Here is a 19081-nt window from a genome sequence, read left to right on the forward strand (position 1 = left end):
ATATTATATAAATATGGCTAGAGCTTGGTATTTTACAGAACTTTTAAGTAATAATTTTGATGAAACTTTTAATTTTTTAAAAATTAAAAAATTAGATAATGAAACTTTATCAATGATGTTTCAAAAGATAAGTTATAGTGCAAAAATATCAGCAGAGAATAAGATTTTATTAAAAGATTTAAGAAAGTAATATGTTTTAAATAAGTAAAAATTAAATATGATTTCTACTTATTTAAAATTCTTTAACTTAGCTACTAAAATATCACAAAATTCATCAAAACTAGCTCTATAATCTTTTAAATCCCCTAATTGCTTACCCCACATACATTCAGGATAAAATCCATCATCACTAAATCTAGCCATTATATGCCAATGGGCTTTAGGCAAGTAGTTAGCAAATGAAGCGTGATTAATCTTAGTTGGCTTATAAAAATTAATCATTTCTTTTTCTATAAGCATAGCAATTTTAAAAATTTTTAGGCTTGTTTCTTCATCATTACTAAGTTCTTTGTATTCGTCTTTTGCATGGATTTCTAGCCACGGGATAGAACTCTCGTGGCGTTTAATATAGCAAAAACTATTTTCATAAATCATACTTCAAAATCCCAAAAGAAACTAATCCATTCTTTAGCTTCTTTTACACAAAATTCAGGTTTTATAATAGCACTTGGCTTATAAAAAATAACAGCAAGTTTAACTTCTAAATGTGGGTAAATTTCTAAGATTTTTTTACGAATTGCATCAAGACTTTCACCACTATCTACGATATCATCAATGATTAAAACTTTTTTAGCTTTACTTAAATCAGGAATATTAGTAATTTCAATAGTATCTAATTTTTTTTGCCCGTCATAATGAATACTATTTAATACAAAAGCATTTCTGCTTTTAAGCGCAGTTGATAATGCGTGAGTAAGTGTAAGACCACCACGAGCAACACCTACAAAAGCGTCTGGGTTGAACTCATCTTGAATGCGTTTTGCAAACGGCTCAAAGTCATTTTTAAATTCATCGTAAGTATATTTATACATAGTTTTACCTTTTAATTAAATTTCATAAATTGTAGCAAGAACACTGCCATACAAATAATAGAGATAACGATTATACCACTACTTAGCTTATTAAATTCTTTTCTTAATAATCTAACTAATACATAAGAAATAAATCCAAAAGCAATACCTGTAGTAATTGAGTAAGTAAATGGCATCATAATTACTGTAAAAAACGTAGCAACACTATTTGCAGGGTCTTTAAAATCAATATTGCTAACTTCCATAAACATTAAAATTCCAACCATTATCAAGATAGGATAAATAGCATTAACAGGAATTGCTTGGAAAAATGGTAAAAAGAATATGCAAAGACAAAACATTCCCGCTAAAAATATATTGCTAAGTCCTGTTCTAGCACCACTTTCTATACCAGCACTACTTTCTACAAATGCAGTTGCGGTTGATGTGCCAATAACTGCTCCGATACAAGTTCCTGCCGCATCAGCTATCATAGTTTTACCTAATTTTTTATCTCCACTATCATCAAGAGTTCCGTCTGATTTTGTCTTATTTTTAAATATTCCGCCCCTAATTCCAGCACCAGTAATCGTGCCTATACTATCAAATAATTGAGTTACAAAAAGTGTCATTACTGCAGGTAATACCGATAAACTTAAAGCACTCATAATATCAAGTTTTGCAAAAATACTCATAAGCCCATCTTTTTCACTAAAATTTGGAATTGCCACAAATTCACTTGGTAATTTTGCTCCACCTATTCCAAAAGTCCAAGCGATAATACTACCTATTAAAACCGCTAAAATAAAACCTGCTTTAATCTTCCAAGCCCAAAAACAAACAATTAAAAATAATACAAATAAACAAAATAACACATTCGGGTCTGCAAAATTACCTATTTTTAAAAGAGTTACAGGATCAGCCGTAACAATATGAGCCTGATTCATCCCCATAAACGCTAGAAAGCACCCAATACCAGCACTTATAGCACGGCGAAAATCTTCAGGAATACTTTTTAAAATAAAAATACGAAAATTTGTAAAAGAAAGAACTAAAAATATAAAACCACTTATAAAAACAGCACCTAAAGCAGTTTCAACAGGAATTCCTTGACCTTTGCACATTGAAAATGTAAAAAATACATTAAGCCCCATACCTGTACTCATTGCTATTGGAGAATTTGCAAAAAGTCCTGTAAATGCAGTTGCTATTATAGTTACTAAAGCAGTTGCTAGCATTAAAGCTTCTACACTAAGCCCTGTATTGCTTACTATAAAAGCATTAGTTGGAATAATATAAAGCATTGATAAAAATGTTGCTAAAGCACCATTAAACTCATTTTTAACACTTGTATTGTTTTCTTTTAACTTAAAAAAGTCCATTTTTTTCCCTTATAAAAAAATATTTAGCGTAAAGCACCTAAGATTAAACACAATAAGATTAAAAATTCTAGCTCATAGCAGTATCCTTTTGTTTGTAGTAAGAAATTATTAGATTAAAATGTTTGAAAGTATATTTTTTGCAATCATATATTAATTGCATAATGAGTTTGAATGATGTTTTTAAAATGGAGCTAAAAACATATAAAGAATTCAATCAATATTCCTTAATCTCATTGTATAAACTATCTCTTTCTATTGGAATTAAATTTGATGTTTTGATATTGTCTATGAAGTCTTGTAGCGTAATGCCATTCGCACTTTTTGCACCACCTGCACTTTGGATATTTTCTTTTTCTATTGTTCCATCAAGGTCATTTGCTCCGTATTCTTGAGCCACCATTGCAAGGTTTAATCCTAAAGTCGCCCAATAAGCTTTAATATGAGAAATATTGTCTAAAACAAGCCTTGCTATTGCAATAGTTTTTAGAATTTCTATACTTCCAAGCGGTTTTAAATCCTTTAAAAACGAATTGTCTTTTTGCCATACTAACGGAATAAAAGCATTAAAACCTTTGCTAATATCTTGTTGTTTTCTTAGTCTTAGCATATGGTCAATTCTGTTCTCACGACTTTCAATGTGTCCAAAAAGCATAGTTGCATTACTTTGTTTTCCTTTTTGATGCCATAGCCCATGAATCTTAAGCCAATTATCAGAACTAACTTTGCTAGCACAAAGCTCATTTCTAACTTTTTCATCAAAAATTTCAGCACCGCCACCCGGCATAGAATCAACTCCATATTCAAGCATTTTGTCAATTACTGCAGAATAATCTCCATCAAAAAAACTCTTTGCAATAAAATTAATTTCAGCAGCTGTCATTGCTTTAATATGTAAATGTGGGTATTTATCTTTAATTTTTCTAAAAATCTCAAAATACCATTCCCAACCACCTTTTTTATTATGAGCTGAAACAATGTGTATTTCTTTTGTCCCACGAGTAACGGTATCATCAACTATTTTTAAGATTTCTTCGTGTGTTAGATGATATGGATTTGGATTGTGCCTATGAGCTGAAAATGCACAAAAAGCACAAGTATCAACGCACATATTTGTAGGATTTATGTGACGATTACAATTAAAATAAACTTTTTTTCCGTGAAGTTTTAATCTCTTTTTATTAGCGTAAAATCCTAAGACTTGCAAATCTAAATCGTATAACTTATAACAATCTTCTTCGCTTAATCTTTTGCCTTCATCTAACGCTTCTAAAATATCCATTTACCATCCTTAAAAAAGAAAAGTGATTATATTTATCTTTGTTTAACAACTTACTATAAATTAGCGTAATTTTTATTATTAAAGGATTAAAAATGTGCGGAATTGTTGGGTATTTAGGACAATTAGAAAAAAAAGAAATTATACTAAACGGCTTAAAAGAGCTTGAATATCGTGGATATGATAGTGCAGGTATGGCTGTGTTAGAAAATAATGAATTAAGCTTTTTTAAAAAGGCGGGAAAATTAGAGAACCTAGCAAATTTTATGAAAAATCTAAACTTTAATGATGAAGGTGTAGCCATAGGTCATACTCGTTGGGCAACTCACGGAAAACCTGATGATACAAATTCTCATCCACATTACGGCGAATATTCTTGCGTAATACATAATGGAATTATAGAAAATTATAAAGAAATAAAAGAAGAACTAAAAACCACACATTTTAATTCGCAAACAGATACAGAAGTAATTGTTCATTTATTTGAAAAATACGCAAATACTTTAAGCCCTGAAAAAGCTTTTAGTGAAGTTATTAAAAAAATTGATGGAGCTTATGCAATATTATTAATCACAAAAAAAGCTCCGAATACTATATTTTTTGCTAAGAAAAACGCACCACTAATAATAGGAAAAGGCTCAAATAATAGTGAGTTTTATATGGCATCTTGTGATGCTCCATTGGTTGGAATTTGCAAACAAGTTGCTTATTTAAACGATGGAGATTTTGGCTTTTTAGATAAAAATGGAATTCATTTATTAAATGGTGTTGTTGAGTTTAAAGAATTAAATTGTGATAAAGAAAGTGCTTTAAAAGATGGGTTTGATACTTTTATGGAAAAAGAAATCTACGAGCAAAGCCAAATCGTTCAAAATATATTAATAGGAAGAATTATTAATGATAAAGTATGTTTTGATGAGCTAAAGAATTTAAATCAAGACTTTAGTAAAATCATAATTTGTGCTTGTGGCACTAGCTATCACGCAGCATTAGCATCTAGCTATATTTATGAAAGAAGTGCTAATATTGAATGCCGTGTAGAAATAGCAAGTGAGTTTAGATATAAAAATGGCTTTTTAGATAAAAATGCTTTATTCGTTTGTATATCTCAAAGCGGCGAGACAGCTGATACTCTTGAAGCTTTAAAAATAGCAAAAAATGCTGGGCTTAAAACTTTAGCATTATGCAATGTTGATAATTCAAGCATAGCAAGAGAAGCTGATTATTGTATTTTAATTCGTGCAGGGATTGAAAAAAGTGTAGCAAGCACTAAAGCATTTTGCGCTCAAATGCTAAATCTATGGCTACTAGCATTGTATTTAAATAAAAATCCTAATTTAGATATTAAAAAAGAATTACTTGCTATTAAGGATTTATCTAATGTATTAAAAGTAAATAAAAATACTCACGATAAACTAAAACGCTTAAGCAAGCGATACTTACACGGACACGGATTTTTCTTTATAGGTAGAGATTTATTTTATCCACTTGCACTTGAAGCAGCATTAAAATTAAAAGAAATAAGCTATATGCACGCAGAAGGCTACGCAGCAGGAGAGATGAAACATGGTCCTATTGCACTTGCCGATAGCGAATTATTTACAATTGCATTTATGCCAAAAAATATTTTATATGATAAAACTCGCTCAAATGTCTTAGAATTAAGTGCAAGAGATGCAAATATTTTAGCAATTTCTCCTATTGAGTTTAGCGAAGCTGATGATTTTATAAAAACAAGCGAACAAGAACATTATCTAAGCGAGTTTTTTGAAATGATGGTAATTATGCAATTATTTGCACTAGAAATCACAAATCGTGTTGGTGCAAATGTAGATATGCCAAGAAATCTAGCAAAAAGCGTAACGGTTGAATAAAGAATTTAAATTAGGATAATTTCCTAATTTAAATTCCATAATTTTTATTCATTTATAGCATTTAAGTGTTGCTCTATTTCATCAAGGCTATTTGTATGAAAATTTCTTAATTTTATATTTGAATAAAATAAGCCATTGGTTTTGATTTTTAAAATTCTCTTTTTTCTTTTATAGCTTTTAATATCGCTTAGTTTTATGTATTTTGTAAAAAATATAAATCTAACTCCAATTTTATCTTTATACAAAATCACTTTAATTATAGGCATATCATAAATATAAATCACAAGCAAAATTGAGAAAAATATGCTTAAATAAACAAAGCCTGCTTTAAAAGCTCCTTGTGTTATTGCAATAATCAAATAAATAAATACAAAATACAAAACACTGCTAAAATCTAATTTAGATTTAATTATTTTCGCATCCATAAATTACTCATTAATTGATAAAATCTCGGCTCTTCCATTTACAATAGCTACGCAGTGTTCATAATGAGCAGTGTTTAATCCATCTGCTGAAGCAGTTTCCCACATACCTTTTAGATTTTTAGGTCTTCCATCTTTTTGGCAAATCATAGGCTCTATACAAAATACCATTCCATTTTTAATCTTTGGACCATTTTTAATACTATCATTTGGGTGTAGATAGTTTGGTATTTCAGGCTCTGCGTGTGGTTTTCTACCAATGCCGTGTCCGCAAAATCCTTCTAGTGGAACAAAACCACGAGAGCGAATAAAGTCTTCTAAAATCTTGCTAAGCTCTTTAAATCTCATACCATCTTTAATATTACTTATTGCATTTAGCAAACAATCCTTGCTACAAGCAATTAATTCTTCATCTTTTTTAGAGATTTTGCCAACACCATAAGTCCTAGCAGCGTCTCCATAATATCCATCTATGAAAGTTCCAACATCGCAACTTACAATATCGCCTTCTTTTAAAACTCTATCATCAGGAATTCCATGAATGCAAGTTTCATTAAGACTAACACAAATTGCACCCGGAAAACCATAAAGCCCTTTAAAAGCTGGTTTTGCACCAAGACTTAAGATATAATCTTCTGCAGCTTTATCTAATTCTTTTAAAGAAATTCCTGGTTTTATTAAAGTTTCAAGATAATCTAGCGTTTTTGCAACCATTTTATTAGCTACTCTTAATTTTTCTATTTCTGCTGGTTTTTTAATTTCTATCATATTCATCCTTTCTTACTTTATATCCCAAAAATACAAGCACTAAGGCTATTATAAATTGAGAGATATTATCTTTATTAAAACCCACATAGTCTAACATTGAAGCATTAATTATAATTATACCAATGGCTGAATAAAGAAATATTTTAGTTAAAAGCCCAGTATTAGCCATTCTTGTGCAAGGACATTTTCTACTAAGTCTTTCTATTTTTTCATTTTTTGGTGATGCTTTTTGAAAAAACCAAGCCATCAAACCAAAAAATACTAAAATTAATTCTATTATTAACATTGCTTAATGTATCTTATCCAAGAATCAAAATGTGGTTTTTCTAAACTAACTTTTGTTTGATTTCCATGACCTGGTAGTAAATAAAAATCATCTTTTAAATTCTTTGCTTTTTCAAGACTATTTACCATATCATCAGCATTTGAGAACTCAAAATCCCATCTGCCTATACTTCTTTCAAATAAAAAATCCCCACTAAAATAAACATCATCAAATTCAATCATAGAACAACCTGGAGTATGACCTGCAAAATGATGAAAAGTAAATTTTAAACCATTAAACACTAATTCTTCTTTGTCTTCAACAGCTATTGCTATATCATCGCTTGGCAAAAAACCATAAAAAGGATTTTTTAACATAAATATATCATCTTTTGGGGTGTATAAAGGAGCGTTAAATTCTTGTGCTACTAATTTATTGTCCCATATGTGGTCGTGGTGTCCGTGAGTGTTTAAAATTGCTAGAACTTTGCTTGAGTTTTCTTTAATAAAACTTAAAGCACCTTTGCCTGGGTCTATTACAATATCTCCTAATTCGTGCTTTACAATATAACAATTTGTAGCGTAATCTCCACAAGGTCTTACTAAAATCTCATACATTTTTAATCCTTTCATAAAAATCTTTTAATATCTTAGTATCTTTACTAGCTCTAAAATCAATTATAATTTCTGATTTAAAATCTTTATTAAAAAATTCATCTTGCATAGTTTGTGCTAAAATTTTTGCTGGATCAATCAATGTGGCTTTAGGAAAATAAGTTTTAAATTCTTGCTCTAAAAATGGATAATGAGTACAAGCATAAAGAATATAATCATAATTATTTTTATTAAAATAATTTGCAAAATCTTCACTCGCTTTAGAATAATCCATACTCTCAACAATAGGAACAAAAGAAATAGGACTTATAAAGTCAGCTTTTATATTATATTTTTTACAAGAATTTTGATAAAGCCCTGAGCTAAGAGTTGCTTTTGTAGCTACTACTAAAGAATTTTGATTATTAGCAATTTGGCTAAGCCCTAAAATACCATAATCACTTATAGGAAGAACTTTAATAGCTACATTTAGCTCGCTTAAAATTGAGCTAACTGTGTTACAAGCTAAAATAATCAAATCTACATTTAAATTTGTTAGATAATTAATTGCATTTTGACCGATTTTTAAAATTTCTTCTTTGCTTTTAGTTCCAAATGGGACATTTTTATTATCAGCATAATAAATTATTTCTTTTGCTACACGGCTTTTTACTAATAATTTTAAAGTTCCAAGCCCACCTACACCACTATCAAAAATTGCTATTTTATTTAGCATTTATATACCTTCTTGCATCTAAATATCTTGTATTCCAATATCTTACATTAAGGCTTTGAATTCTTGTTCCACCTTTTGAAGATAAATGTATAAAATTGTTATTTTCAAGATAAATTCCAACATGTAAGCCAAAAGGTCCATCTGTTCTAAAGAACACTAAATCTCCTGCTTTAAGCTTAGATTTTGAAACTTTTTTACCACCTAATCTTTGTTCTTTTGTGCTTCTACTTAGATTAAATCCATATACTTGTTTATAAATCTCTTGAGTAAAAAAAGAACAATCCGCACCTTTGTTTTTATTAGTGCCGCCAAGTCTATAAGGAGTGTATCTCCACTCACTTGAAGAATTTAAAATACGCTCTACAATTTTATTTGTTTGTTGTACTTTTTCTATATCCAATTTAGTATCAAAAATAGCATTAGGAGTAAACATTTGTGCTGGATAATTAGAATAAACATCATCAATTAACACTACACCATTGATTTTATTTTGATAGTTTTCATAGTTATTGTTGGCTATATTTTGTGAACAAGCCACAAAAAATATAGCCAAAATAATCGGCAAAAATATTTGCCTATTTATAATCATAAGCCTACTGCACTTAAGGTTTGATATTTATTCACATACATTTGAGCTTCAATTTTTCTCATTGTATCAAGTGCTACTTGAACAACAATTAAAACTGATGTTCCACCAAAATAAAATGGAACTCCCATAAATTTAGCTAAAAGCCAAGGAAGCGTAGCGATAATTGCTAAATATATTGAGCCACTTAATGTCAAGCGACTTGCAATTTCATTTAAATATAAAGCTGTTCCTTCTCCTGGACGAATACCTGGAATAAAACCACCTTGTTTTTTTAGGTTTTCTGAAATATCTTTTGCATTAAATGCAATTGATGCGTAAAAATATGCAAAAAAGATTACAAAAAAGAATGTAAAAATATGAAATACATAACCATTTGGATTGAAAATATCATTAATTTTCATAATGTATTCATTTGTACTTGATTGTAAAACAGTAGCAGGAAATGTCAAAATTGCACTAGCAAAAATTGGAGGAATTACACCACTTAAATTTAATTTAATAGGAATATAGTTCATAATTCTTTTATTTTGATTTTGCATTAAAACTTTTCTACTATAAGAAATTGGAATTCTTCTTTCTCCCAATTCTACATAAATAATAGCACCAATAGCTGCAATAATAACTAAGGCAATACCAATTACTACTAAGAAATTTAATTCACCAGTATTTACAAGGTTAATTGTGCTAGAAATCGCACTAGGAATTCCCGAAACGATACCAGCAAAAATAATTAATGAAATACCATTGCCAATACCTCTTTGAGTAATTTGCTCGCCTAACCACATAAGCAACATAGTTCCAGCTAACATACTAGCAGCGCTTAAAGCTATAAATGTATTAAAATCAATCATAATAGCAGCTTCACCTGTTCTTGAGTGTAAGCTTTGAAGCCCTACTGAAACTCCAACACTTTGAATTAAAGTAATTACAATAGTTGCTACACGAATAATTTGCATATATTTAACCATTCCATCGCGTTCTTTTTTCATACGACCGATATTTGGAAATGTTGCTGCAAGTAATTCCATAATAATTGATGAAGTAATATAAGGCATTATACCTAAAGATATGATTGATAAACGCTCAGCAGCTTTTCCACTAAACATATTAAACATACCTAAAGCATTATTTGTGTTTGATTCAAAAAATTCTTTAATTACATCTACATTTACGCCAGGAACTGGCACGTAAGCCAGTATCCTGTAAGCAAATAAAAGCGCCAATGTTATAAAAATTTTATTGGCAAGATTTTTATTCATTATTTACTTCCGCTAGTTTTAATGTTTTCGTCTTTGATTTTTGCTACTAATGAACTAGCACTTGCGCCAATTAATTTTATTTTCTTAACGCTTGAAGAAAATTTATGAACACTTTTTAAGCTTTCAAAAGTAATTTCTTTTAATTCTTTAATAGCTGTAACTTTTTCAACATTAATTACATAAGGTTTTTCAAACTTAGAAGTAAAACCAACTTTAGGTAATCTTCTTTGAAGTGGTTGCTGACCACCTTCAAAACCTCTTTTTTCATTATAACCTTTTCTAGCTGTTTGACCTTTGCCACCTTTTGTAGCAGTTTTTCCCCAGCCAGAACCTTGACCACGGCCTATTCTTTTTGTTTTATGAGTAGAGCCTGCTGCTTTTTGTAAATTTTCAAGTCCCATTTTTTATCCTTTCAACATACTTAAAGCTTTGATTGTAGCTCTTACAACGTTGCCTGGATTTGATGAACCAAGTGATTTTGTAAGAATATCTTTAATACCTGCAAGTTCAATAATTGGACGGCTTGAACCACCTGCGATAACTCCAGTACCTTCGCTAGCAGGTTTTAATAAAATACGGCTTGCATTGTATTTTACTTCAATATCGTGTGGGATTGTTTGGCCACGAAGTTTAACTGAAATGATATTTTTAAACGCATCATCTACTGCTTTTTTAATAGCATCAGGAACTTCTTTAGCTTTACCATAACCAACACCTACAAGGCCATTTTTATTACCTACAATTACAAGTGCTGTAAATCTAAAGCGGCGACCACCTTTAACAACCTTTGTAACTCTACCGATATCAACAATTACTTCTTCAAATTCTTCTCTATTATATTTTTCCATAATTTATCCTTATAGTTTGATACCGTTTTCTCTTAAAGCATCAGCAAAAGCTGCTACAACACCATGGTATAAATAACCATTTCTATCAAAAACTGCTTCTTCAATTTTTGCTGCTTTTAAGCTTTTTGCAAATTCAGCTGCTAATTTCTTAGCACCTTCAATATTTGCTTTAATGCCTAATTTTTTACCATTTACGCTAGCTATTGTGTGAGCTTTTACATCATCAATTGCTTGAACATAAAGCGTTCTATTTGATTTAAAAATAGATACTCTTGGTAAAGTTGCACAACCGCTAATTTTTGCACGAATTCTCTTTTTTCTCTTAATTCTAAGAGATAATTTTCTTTTTAAGATATTTGCTCTCATTATTTATCCCTTACTTCTTAGATGTTTTACCAGCTTTGCGAATAATACGCTCATCTGAATACTTAATACCTTTACCTTTATATGGCTCAGGTGGTCTAAATTCACGAATTTTAGCTGCAACTTGACCTACTACTTGCTTATCAGCACCTGTAATTACGATAGTATTTTTCTCAACTGCTATTTCAATGCCTTCTGGAGCATCAAAAATTACTGGATGTGAGTAACCTAAAGCCATTTCTAAAGTTTTACCTTTCATTGCAGCTTTATATCCAACACCATTTATTTCTAATACTTTTTTAAATCCTTGAGTAAGACCTATTACTATATTATTAGCTAAAGCTCTGTAAGTTCCCCAATAAGCTCTTGAACTTCTATCATCACTTTTTGGAGTGAATACTACTTGATTGTCTTTAACTTCTACATTTACATGGCCTTTAAAATCAAGTTCTTTTTTTACATTTCCTTTAGTAAAACTAAGAACATTACCATCTACTTTAGCTGAAATTCCAGCTGGAATTTCAATTGGTTGTTTTCCTATTCTTGACATATTTTTCCTTTTTATTTGTCTAGGGAAAGCTTAAGCTTTCCGAATGCCATAAAAAGCATTAATTACCAAATAGTGCAAAGTACTTCGCCACCGATGCCTTCTTTATAAGCAACTTCATTGCTAATAACACCTTTGCTTGTACTTACAACTATTGTTCCATAACCGTTTTTAAATCTTTTGATTTCATCTTTACCACGGTAAACTCTACGACCAGGTTTGCTAACACGCTTTATTTCATTAATAACGCTTTTGCCTTTTTCATCATATTTTAAAACTACATTGATGAATTTCTTTTTATCTTCTTCAACAACGCTATAATCTTCAATATAACCTTTCGCTTTAAAAATATCAACAATAGATTCTACAACTTTTGAATGTAGTAATTTTGTTGTATCTAATTTACGAAGTGCTGCATTTCTAATACGAGTTAGTGAATCTGAAATTAAATCGTTAATCATAACTTCTCCTTACCAGCTAGCTTTCTTAAGACCAGGAATTAATCCTTCATTAGCCATTTTTCTTAGGCACACACGGCAAATTCCAAAATCTCTATATACTGAGTGTGGACGACCACAAATTTGGCATCTTGTATAAGCTCTAACTTTAAACTTAGCTGGACGAGCAGCTTTTGCTATCATTGATTTTTTTGCCATATTACTTTCCTTTTGTGAAAGGCACACCGAATAATTCTAATAATCTTAATGCCTCTTTATCGCTATTTGCTGTTGTTACAACATTTATATTCATACCATGGGTTCTTAAAATTTGGTCATATACAACTTCAGGGAACATTAATTGTTCATTTAAACCGAAGCTATAATTTCCACGACCATCAAAACCATCTCTACTTAGGCCTCTAAAGTCTTTAACTCTTGGTAATGCAATAGAAATTAACTTATCTAAAAACGCATACATATTGTCTTTTCTTAAAGTTACCATTACACCAACAGGGAAACCATCTCTTACTTTAAAACCAGCAACTGATTTTTTAGCTTTAGTTACAACTGCTTTTTGTCCTGAAATTAAACTAATTGTATCAACAATGCTTTGTAATACTTTTTGATCTTTAGTAAATTCAGCACCTAAACCAACGCTAATTACAATTTTTTCAATAGCAGGAATTAACATAGGATTTTTAATATCAAATTCTTTAGCAATAGCAGGCTTAATGCTATTAACATATTTTTCTTTTAATCTCATATTATGCCTCCACCTTTGCTACATTTGAAATATCCATAGGCATTTCCTTATTTACAAAACCACCTTGTGGATTTTGCTCGCTTGGTTTAACTGCTTTCTTAGCAATTTTGCAACCTTCAACGATTACTTGATTTTTCTTAGGAAAAACTGCCTTTACAACACCTGTTTTACCTTTATCATCACCTGCGATAATTTTTACATTATCACCTTTTTTAATTTTAAATTTAACAGCCATTATAAAACCTCCGGAGCTAGTGAAACAATTTTCATAAAGCCACCATATCTTACTTCTCTACCAACTGGCCCGAAAATACGAGTTCCAACTGGCTCTCTTTTAGCATCTAAAATAACTGCTGCATTTTCATCAAAACGAATTAATGAGCCATTTTCTCTTTGAACTTCTTTTTTAGTTCTTACGATTACAGCTTTAACTACTTGACCTTTTTTAATTTTACCATTTGGTAAAGCTTTTTTAACAGATGCAACTATAACATCACCTACAGTAGCATATCTTCTCTTGCTACCACCTAATACTTTTATACACATAATTTCTTTTGCGCCGCTATTATCAGCAACTACAAGCCTTGTAAAACTTTGAATCATTACTCAACTCCTGCTGCTAAGATTGTTTTAAGACGAAAAGATTTGCGTTTTGACAATGGTCTGCATTCAATTGCCACAACTGTATCGCCAACATTAGCAGTATTTTTTTCATCATGAACTAAATATTTTTTAAAGCGTTTTACAATCTTTCTATATCTTGGGTGAACAACTTTACGCTCAACTAGAACACTAACTGTTTTATCACCTGATTTTGCAACGATTACGCCTTGTATTTCTCTTTTAAAACTCATAATTAGCCCCTTATTTCATAGCTGATATTGCAGTATTGATTTTAGCAATATCTTTTCTTACTACGCGAAGCTCATTTGTATTTGTAAGCTGCATCGTTTTAAGCTTTTGTTTTAGTGTAAATAAAAGCACCTTTTTCTCTTTTAACATAGCATTTAATTCTTCTGCTGTTTTATCTTTTAGCTCAGTATATTTCATTTTCACTCTCTCTTGTAACGAACTTAGTTTTAAATGGTAATTTACTCATAGCAAGTGCAAGAGCTTCTCTAGCCATATCTTCACTAACGCCTGTCATTTCAAAAAGAATTCTGCCTGGTTGAATATTCATTACCCATTCTTCAACACTACCTTTACCTTTACCCATCCTTGTTTCAAGTGGTTTTTTAGTTAAAGGTTTATCTGGGAATACTCTTATCCATGATTTACCTTGTCTTTTAACATGACGAGTTAGAGCAATACGAGCTGCTTCAATTTGGCGTGAATTAACTCTACCACCCTCAGTAGCTTTTAAAGCATAATCACCTAGAGCAAGTTTTGTGCCACGGCAAGCATAGCCACGATTGCGGCCTTTCATCATTTTTCTAAATTTTGTTCTTTTTGGCATCAACATAATTATTTACCTCTTCTGGTTCTTCTTGTCTTCTTTGCTGCTGGCTCTTCAGTTTTATCAGCTTGAACACCTTTATGTAATACCTCACCTTTGAATATCCATACTTTAATACCTATGTTTCCATAAGTTGTATGAGCTTCAGCAAAACCATAATCAATTTTTGCTCTTAAAGTATGTAAAGGCACACGACCTTCAAGATACCACTCTGTTCTAGCCATTTCAGCACCACCTAAACGACCTGCAACGCTAACTTTAATACCTTTTGCTCCTGCTTTTTGTGCATTTTGAATAACTTTTTTCATAGCACGGCGGAAAGCAACACGCTTTTCAAGTTGAGTTGCAACACTTTCTGCTGCTAATTGAGCTGATGCATTAGCACGACGCTCTTCTTTAATATTAAGATTTACTTCTTTATTGATAATTTTTTGTAGTTTTGTTTTAATTACTTCAACATCACTACCTTTTTTACCAATGATAATTCCAGGACGAGCTGCAACTACAGTAACTCTTAATTTCTTAGCAGTTCTTTCTATTATTATTTGACTAACGCCTGCATAGTATAGCTCTTTTTTAAGAAAAGCACGGATTTTATAATCTTCGCCTATGCTTTGTGCTAAACTAGCTTTAGCTGGAAACCATCTTGATTCCCAATTTCTATTAATTCCTAGTCTAAGACCGATCGGATTTACTTTTTGTCCCATTTTAGCTTTCCTTACTTTCAGTTTTTGCTCTGCTTACTTCAACCATAATATGAGCAGTTGGTTTTCTAATGCGACTTGCACTACCTCTTGCTCTTGGTCTAATTCTTTTTAGAACTGCACCTGCATCAACACGGCATGAACTTACTACAACTTCACTTGGCTCATATCCACCATTTGCAACAGCACTTGAAATTGCATTAGAAATGTATTTTGCTGCTTTATTTGGCATAAATTTTAAACTAGCCATTGCTAATTCAGCATTCATTCCTTGAACTTCTCTTGCTAATAACCTTGCCTTAGTTGGTGATAGTCTTATGAATTTAATTAATGCTTTACTCATCTACTACCCCTTATTTTCCAATTTTCTTCTGCACAGAACCTTTGTGGCCTTTAAATGTGCGAGTTGGTGCAAATTCACCTAATTTATAACCTATGTGATTTTCAGTTACATATACTGGAATAAAGCTTTTACCATTATGAACGTTAAAAGTAAGACCGATCATATCAGGAGTTATAGTGCTTCTTCTTGACCAAGTTTTAATTGGTTTATTATCGTTAGCTTTTTTTGCTGCGATAACTTTTTTCATAACATGAGAATCAACAAAAGGACCTTTTTTTAATGATCTAGCCATCTTATTTTCCTTTTCTTCTTGATATTATTAGCTTATCGCTAGCCTTTTTACGGCGAGTCTTAGCACCTTTAGTTGGTTTACCCCAAGGTGTAACTGGGTGACGACCTGAGTTCTTTTTACCCTCACCACCACCATGCGGGTGATCTACTGGGTTCATTGCACTACCACGAGTTTGTGGGCGAATACCTCTATGTCTATTGCGTCCTGCTTTACCGATTGTAACGTTAGCCCAATCTTCATTACCAACTTCACCAATACTAGCCATACATTCAGCTAATACTCTTCTCATTTCACCTGATTGTAAGCGAACGATTACATATTTTTCTTCTTTACCCATTAATTGAGCAAAAGAACCTGCTGAACGAATCATTTGTCCACCTTTACCTGGTTTTAACTCAAGGTTATGGATAATTGTACCTACAGGAATTGATTTTAATTTCATAGCATTTCCTGGTTTAATATCTAAACCTTCAGCAGCTGAACAAACAATGTCATTTACTGCTAAACCACGAGGTTGGATAATATATCTTTTTTCACCATCTTTATAAGCAATTAATGCGATACGGCAATTTCTGTATGGGTCATACTCAATAGCTTCTACACGACCTTCAATTCCAAATTTATTTCTTTTGAAATCAATGATACGATATAGTTTTTTAGCACCTGCTTCTTTATGGCGACTTGTTATTCTTCCGTTGTTATTTCTACCTGCTGCAGCTGGAAGTTTTACAAGTAATGAGCGAACACTAGCTTTTGCTGTAATATCATCGCTACTTACACCTGTAATATATCTTCTGCTTGGGGTATATGGTTTATAAGTTTTAATAGCCATCTTAGCCTTCCTTATTCTCTAAACTAGCACCCTCAGGTAGCTTTACATAAAACTTTTTAAAGTCACTTCTTTGGCCTTCAATTCCTCTAAATCTTTTAACTTTTCCATCCATTCTTAATGAATTTATTTTTAAAGGAACGATACCAAAATATTCTCTTAACACTTGCTTTAGACCATTTTTTGTCATTTTAGGGCTAGCTTGAATAACTACTACGCCACTTTCTTGAAGGCCTAAAGTTTTTTCTGTATAAACTATATTTTTTATATCTGTGATATCAGCCATCTTAGCCCTCTTTCGTAATTGATGCTAAAGCATCTTTTTCAATAATAACTGAGTTAAATATACTTAATAAATAAGCATTTACTTCAGTAATATCAACAACATAACAATTTGCAAGATTTCTAAATGCTAATAATGTTTTTTCATCTAATAATGATTTAACTATTAAAGCATCTTTAACACCTATTTTATTAATCATAGCTCTTGCATCTTTTGTTTTACCACTTTCAATAACTATATTATCTACTGCAAATATTGCGTTTGCATTTGCTTTATCAGCTAAAGCTCTTTCAAATGCTAATCTCTTTTGCTTTTTATTTACTTTTTGAAAATAGTTTCTATTATTTGTTGGACCAAATGCAACTGCACCACCTACCCATACGTTAGTTCTAGTTGAACCTGCACGAGCACCGCCACGACCTTTTTGTCTCCATGGTTTTTTACCACCACCGCTAACATCACTTCTACCTTTAGTATGAGCTGTATTTGCTCTCATGCTAGCTTGATATGATTTTACATATAAATAAAGGTTATGAGGATTTACTTCAGCGTATCTTGCTGGTAAATCAAGCTCGCTAGCTTTTTCAAATTTATCGTTTAATACGCATACTTTCATTTTACAATCCTTACTTTACCCATTGCACCATTATAACCTGCAACGCTACCTTTTAATACTAAAACACCATTTTCAGCGTCAAATGAAACAACTTCATTTTTAACAGTAACTAATTCATTACCAAAATGACCCGCCATTTTGCGTCCTTTTTGAACACGACCTGGCCACTCGCGGTTACCTATAGAACCTGAGCGTCTGTGAAAACGGCTACCATGACTTGCTGGACCACCTGCAAATCCGTGTCTTTTAATAACACCTGCAAAACCTCTACCTTTTGAATTAAAGCTTACTTTTAAAACTTTTGCTTCAGCTAAAGGTGTAGTGTCAATGTCGCCTGCTTCTTTATTTGCTACTTCTAAACTAGCAAATTTGTTAAACTCTGCACTTAGGCTGTATTTTTTTTGCTGACCTGCTATGCACTTGTTTTGATGTTTACCTTGTGCGTAAGCAACGATAGCTTTACCATCTTTAAGTTCGCAAACTTTTGTTTTTACTAACTTAAGTAATGTTACAGGAGTGCTAGATGTGTTAATTGTTCTACTCATTCCGATTTTTTCAACAATATATTCCATACTCTATCCTTACTTGCCCATTGCACGAACTTCAACATTAACTTCTGGTGCCAAATCAAGCTTTGTTAAGCTATCAACGGTGTCAGTAGTAGCAGCCAAAATATCAATCATACGAGCGTGAATTCTCATTTCAAATTGTTCTCTTGAATCTTTATTGATGTGCGGAGATCTTAAAACGGTATAACGCTTTATTTTTGTAGGCATTGGCACTGGACCTCTAATTTCAGCACCAGTTCTCTTAACGGCTTCAACAATTGCCGCAACTGTACGATCTAGAACCCTATGGTCATAAGCTTTTAACTTTAACCTAATTCTTTCCATAATTTTTCCTTTTAAAAGAACTCGTTGGCATTTAAGCCAACCCATTAAAGAACATGTGATAAGTATCACAAAAACTAAAATAGGTTCGCAAGTGTATTTAATATAAGTTTATTTGTCAAGAAAAAATAAATTTTTTCATATTTTTTGTCTTTTTTAAAAAGATAAAAATAAAAATTATAAACTATAAAATACTAAATTTATTTTAAAATATACTAATATAAATTTTTACTCATTATGATAAGATATATACAAAAATATATCTAAAAAAGCAAAAATTAGAAAATTATTAATAATACTTAGTATGAAACAAAATCACTAATAAAAATTAATAATCAATAAAATAGTATTTTGTATAAAATCTATTTGCTGATATAAGCAACAAGTATTAAATCTCAAAAAATTAATAAAAATTTTAATACTTGTTAAAACTATATATAATTTATTGAATAATAATTTTTTCCGAATTTTTATTTTAAATTCGGAAAAAATTAAATCATAAATTTTTACAATACTTTATTATCTTGTAATAG

At 31.1% G+C, this 19081-nt stretch carries 33 protein-coding genes; 2 read left to right on the plus strand and 31 right to left on the minus strand.

Features of this window, described 5'->3' with window-relative positions:
• Positions 1-190: hypothetical protein (locus tag KJQ99_RS04625; RefSeq protein WP_214150162.1), on the plus strand; the 190-nt coding region annotated here is incomplete at its 5' end.
• 38 nt (positions 191-228) lie between these two features.
• On the opposite strand, the gene KJQ99_RS04630 is transcribed toward KJQ99_RS04625, so the two are convergent.
• The 4 genes from KJQ99_RS04630 to mqnE all read right to left on the minus strand — a co-directional run bounded on the left by KJQ99_RS04630 (position 229) and on the right by mqnE (position 3671).
• The gene (locus KJQ99_RS04630) at positions 229-594 is read right to left on the minus strand and encodes an HIT family protein (RefSeq protein ID WP_214120236.1); all 366 of its coding nucleotides are present in this window, start codon (positions 592-594) and stop codon (positions 229-231) included.
• Positions 591-1031, minus strand: coding sequence for a phosphoribosyltransferase (locus tag KJQ99_RS04635; RefSeq protein WP_214116028.1), 441 nt, complete (start codon positions 1029-1031; stop codon positions 591-593). The genes KJQ99_RS04630 and KJQ99_RS04635 overlap by 4 nt, the downstream gene beginning before the upstream one ends.
• Positions 1032-1042: 11 nt before the next feature.
• Positions 1043-2392 carry an NCS2 family permease gene (locus KJQ99_RS04640; protein ID WP_214116030.1) on the minus strand — a complete coding sequence of 450 codons (1350 nt, stop codon included), beginning with the start codon at positions 2390-2392 and terminating at the stop codon, positions 1043-1045.
• A 214-nt stretch (positions 2393-2606) separates the two neighbouring features.
• Positions 2607-3671, minus strand: coding sequence for an aminofutalosine synthase MqnE (mqnE, locus tag KJQ99_RS04645; RefSeq protein ID WP_214116032.1), 1065 nt, complete (start codon positions 3669-3671; stop codon positions 2607-2609).
• 92 nt (positions 3672-3763) lie between these two features.
• Between mqnE and glmS the strand changes: the two genes are divergently transcribed.
• The gene (glmS, locus tag KJQ99_RS04650; RefSeq protein WP_214150163.1) at positions 3764-5542 is read left to right on the plus strand and encodes a glutamine--fructose-6-phosphate transaminase (isomerizing); all 1779 of its coding nucleotides are present in this window, start codon (positions 3764-3766) and stop codon (positions 5540-5542) included.
• Between the two features lie 44 nt (positions 5543-5586).
• Here glmS and KJQ99_RS04655 read toward each other — a convergent pair whose 3' ends face one another.
• The 27 genes from KJQ99_RS04655 to rpsJ all read right to left on the minus strand — a co-directional run bounded on the left by KJQ99_RS04655 (position 5587) and on the right by rpsJ (position 18551).
• A complete protein-coding gene (locus KJQ99_RS04655) occupies positions 5587-5967 on the minus strand; it encodes a hypothetical protein (protein ID WP_214150164.1) in 381 nt (126 codons plus the stop codon).
• A 3-nt stretch (positions 5968-5970) separates the two neighbouring features.
• Complete coding sequence (gene map / locus KJQ99_RS04660) at positions 5971-6732, minus strand: type I methionyl aminopeptidase (protein ID WP_214116039.1); 762 nt, start codon at positions 6730-6732, stop codon at positions 5971-5973.
• The gene (locus tag KJQ99_RS04665) at positions 6719-7018 is read right to left on the minus strand and encodes a hypothetical protein (RefSeq protein WP_214120231.1); all 300 of its coding nucleotides are present in this window, start codon (positions 7016-7018) and stop codon (positions 6719-6721) included. Before KJQ99_RS04665 ends, map begins: the two co-directional genes overlap by 14 nt.
• Entirely contained in the window at positions 7012-7614 is a 603-nt protein-coding gene (locus tag KJQ99_RS04670; protein ID WP_214116043.1) for an MBL fold metallo-hydrolase, read from the minus strand. Before KJQ99_RS04670 ends, KJQ99_RS04665 begins: the two co-directional genes overlap by 7 nt.
• The gene (locus KJQ99_RS04675) at positions 7607-8326 is read right to left on the minus strand and encodes a glutamate racemase (protein WP_214150165.1); all 720 of its coding nucleotides are present in this window, start codon (positions 8324-8326) and stop codon (positions 7607-7609) included. The genes KJQ99_RS04670 and KJQ99_RS04675 overlap by 8 nt, the downstream gene beginning before the upstream one ends.
• Positions 8316-8915, minus strand: a complete 600-nt coding sequence (locus KJQ99_RS04680; protein ID WP_214150166.1) for an NlpC/P60 family protein — start codon at positions 8913-8915, stop codon at positions 8316-8318. Before KJQ99_RS04680 ends, KJQ99_RS04675 begins: the two co-directional genes overlap by 11 nt.
• The gene (gene secY / locus KJQ99_RS04685) at positions 8912-10174 is read right to left on the minus strand and encodes a preprotein translocase subunit SecY (protein WP_214116056.1); all 1263 of its coding nucleotides are present in this window, start codon (positions 10172-10174) and stop codon (positions 8912-8914) included. Before secY ends, KJQ99_RS04680 begins: the two co-directional genes overlap by 4 nt.
• Entirely contained in the window at positions 10174-10575 is a 402-nt protein-coding gene (rplO, locus tag KJQ99_RS04690) for a 50S ribosomal protein L15 (protein ID WP_214116065.1), read from the minus strand. Before rplO ends, secY begins: the two co-directional genes overlap by 1 nt.
• 3 nt (positions 10576-10578) lie before the next feature.
• Positions 10579-11022, minus strand: coding sequence for a 30S ribosomal protein S5 (rpsE, locus tag KJQ99_RS04695; protein ID WP_214116067.1), 444 nt, complete (start codon positions 11020-11022; stop codon positions 10579-10581).
• Positions 11023-11031: 9 nt separating this feature from the next.
• Positions 11032-11388, minus strand: coding sequence for a 50S ribosomal protein L18 (gene rplR, locus KJQ99_RS04700; protein ID WP_214116069.1), 357 nt, complete (start codon positions 11386-11388; stop codon positions 11032-11034).
• 10 nt (positions 11389-11398) lie between these two features.
• Positions 11399-11935 carry a 50S ribosomal protein L6 gene (rplF, locus tag KJQ99_RS04705; RefSeq protein ID WP_214116071.1) on the minus strand — a complete coding sequence of 179 codons (537 nt, stop codon included), beginning with the start codon at positions 11933-11935 and terminating at the stop codon, positions 11399-11401.
• Between the two features lie 62 nt (positions 11936-11997).
• The gene (rpsH, locus tag KJQ99_RS04710; protein WP_214116073.1) at positions 11998-12393 is read right to left on the minus strand and encodes a 30S ribosomal protein S8; all 396 of its coding nucleotides are present in this window, start codon (positions 12391-12393) and stop codon (positions 11998-12000) included.
• 9 nt (positions 12394-12402) lie between these two features.
• Positions 12403-12588 carry a type Z 30S ribosomal protein S14 gene (locus KJQ99_RS04715; RefSeq protein ID WP_172234194.1) on the minus strand — a complete coding sequence of 62 codons (186 nt, stop codon included), beginning with the start codon at positions 12586-12588 and terminating at the stop codon, positions 12403-12405.
• A gap of 1 nt (position 12589) precedes the next feature.
• Positions 12590-13135, minus strand: coding sequence for a 50S ribosomal protein L5 (gene rplE, locus KJQ99_RS04720; protein WP_214116075.1), 546 nt, complete (start codon positions 13133-13135; stop codon positions 12590-12592).
• A 1-nt stretch (position 13136) separates the two neighbouring features.
• Positions 13137-13370, minus strand: a complete 234-nt coding sequence (rplX, locus tag KJQ99_RS04725) for a 50S ribosomal protein L24 (protein ID WP_214116077.1) — start codon at positions 13368-13370, stop codon at positions 13137-13139.
• Positions 13370-13738 (minus strand): 50S ribosomal protein L14, encoded by a 369-nt coding sequence (gene rplN, locus KJQ99_RS04730; protein WP_214116086.1) that lies wholly within the window; start codon positions 13736-13738, stop codon positions 13370-13372. Before rplN ends, rplX begins: the two co-directional genes overlap by 1 nt.
• Positions 13738-13989, minus strand: coding sequence for a 30S ribosomal protein S17 (gene rpsQ, locus KJQ99_RS04735; RefSeq protein ID WP_214116088.1), 252 nt, complete (start codon positions 13987-13989; stop codon positions 13738-13740). The genes rplN and rpsQ overlap by 1 nt, the downstream gene beginning before the upstream one ends.
• Before the next feature lie 10 nt (positions 13990-13999).
• Positions 14000-14185 (minus strand): 50S ribosomal protein L29, encoded by a 186-nt coding sequence (gene rpmC, locus KJQ99_RS04740; protein ID WP_214116089.1) that lies wholly within the window; start codon positions 14183-14185, stop codon positions 14000-14002.
• Entirely contained in the window at positions 14172-14597 is a 426-nt protein-coding gene (gene rplP, locus KJQ99_RS04745; protein WP_214116091.1) for a 50S ribosomal protein L16, read from the minus strand. Before rplP ends, rpmC begins: the two co-directional genes overlap by 14 nt.
• Positions 14598-14599: 2 nt before the next feature.
• Positions 14600-15298, minus strand: coding sequence for a 30S ribosomal protein S3 (rpsC, locus tag KJQ99_RS04750; protein WP_214116093.1), 699 nt, complete (start codon positions 15296-15298; stop codon positions 14600-14602).
• A 1-nt stretch (position 15299) separates the two neighbouring features.
• A complete protein-coding gene (rplV, locus tag KJQ99_RS04755; protein ID WP_214116095.1) occupies positions 15300-15638 on the minus strand; it encodes a 50S ribosomal protein L22 in 339 nt (112 codons plus the stop codon).
• Between the two features lie 10 nt (positions 15639-15648).
• Positions 15649-15930, minus strand: coding sequence for a 30S ribosomal protein S19 (rpsS, locus tag KJQ99_RS04760; protein WP_214116097.1), 282 nt, complete (start codon positions 15928-15930; stop codon positions 15649-15651).
• A gap of 1 nt (position 15931) precedes the next feature.
• Entirely contained in the window at positions 15932-16762 is an 831-nt protein-coding gene (gene rplB / locus KJQ99_RS04765; protein ID WP_214116098.1) for a 50S ribosomal protein L2, read from the minus strand.
• A 1-nt stretch (position 16763) separates the two neighbouring features.
• Positions 16764-17045, minus strand: coding sequence for a 50S ribosomal protein L23 (locus KJQ99_RS04770; protein ID WP_214116101.1), 282 nt, complete (start codon positions 17043-17045; stop codon positions 16764-16766).
• A 1-nt stretch (position 17046) separates the two neighbouring features.
• A complete protein-coding gene (gene rplD, locus KJQ99_RS04775) occupies positions 17047-17658 on the minus strand; it encodes a 50S ribosomal protein L4 (RefSeq protein WP_214116103.1) in 612 nt (203 codons plus the stop codon).
• The gene (rplC, locus tag KJQ99_RS04780; protein WP_214116105.1) at positions 17655-18230 is read right to left on the minus strand and encodes a 50S ribosomal protein L3; all 576 of its coding nucleotides are present in this window, start codon (positions 18228-18230) and stop codon (positions 17655-17657) included. Before rplC ends, rplD begins: the two co-directional genes overlap by 4 nt.
• 9 nt (positions 18231-18239) lie before the next feature.
• Positions 18240-18551: a 30S ribosomal protein S10 gene (rpsJ, locus tag KJQ99_RS04785; RefSeq protein ID WP_214116107.1), complete on the minus strand. Its 312-nt coding sequence runs from the start codon at positions 18549-18551 to the stop codon at positions 18240-18242.
• Positions 18552-19081: the final 530 nt, after the last annotated feature.

It is taken from the genome of Campylobacter sp. 2018MI13, assembly GCF_018501135.1.
Lineage (GTDB): Bacteria > Campylobacterota > Campylobacteria > Campylobacterales > Campylobacteraceae > Campylobacter_E.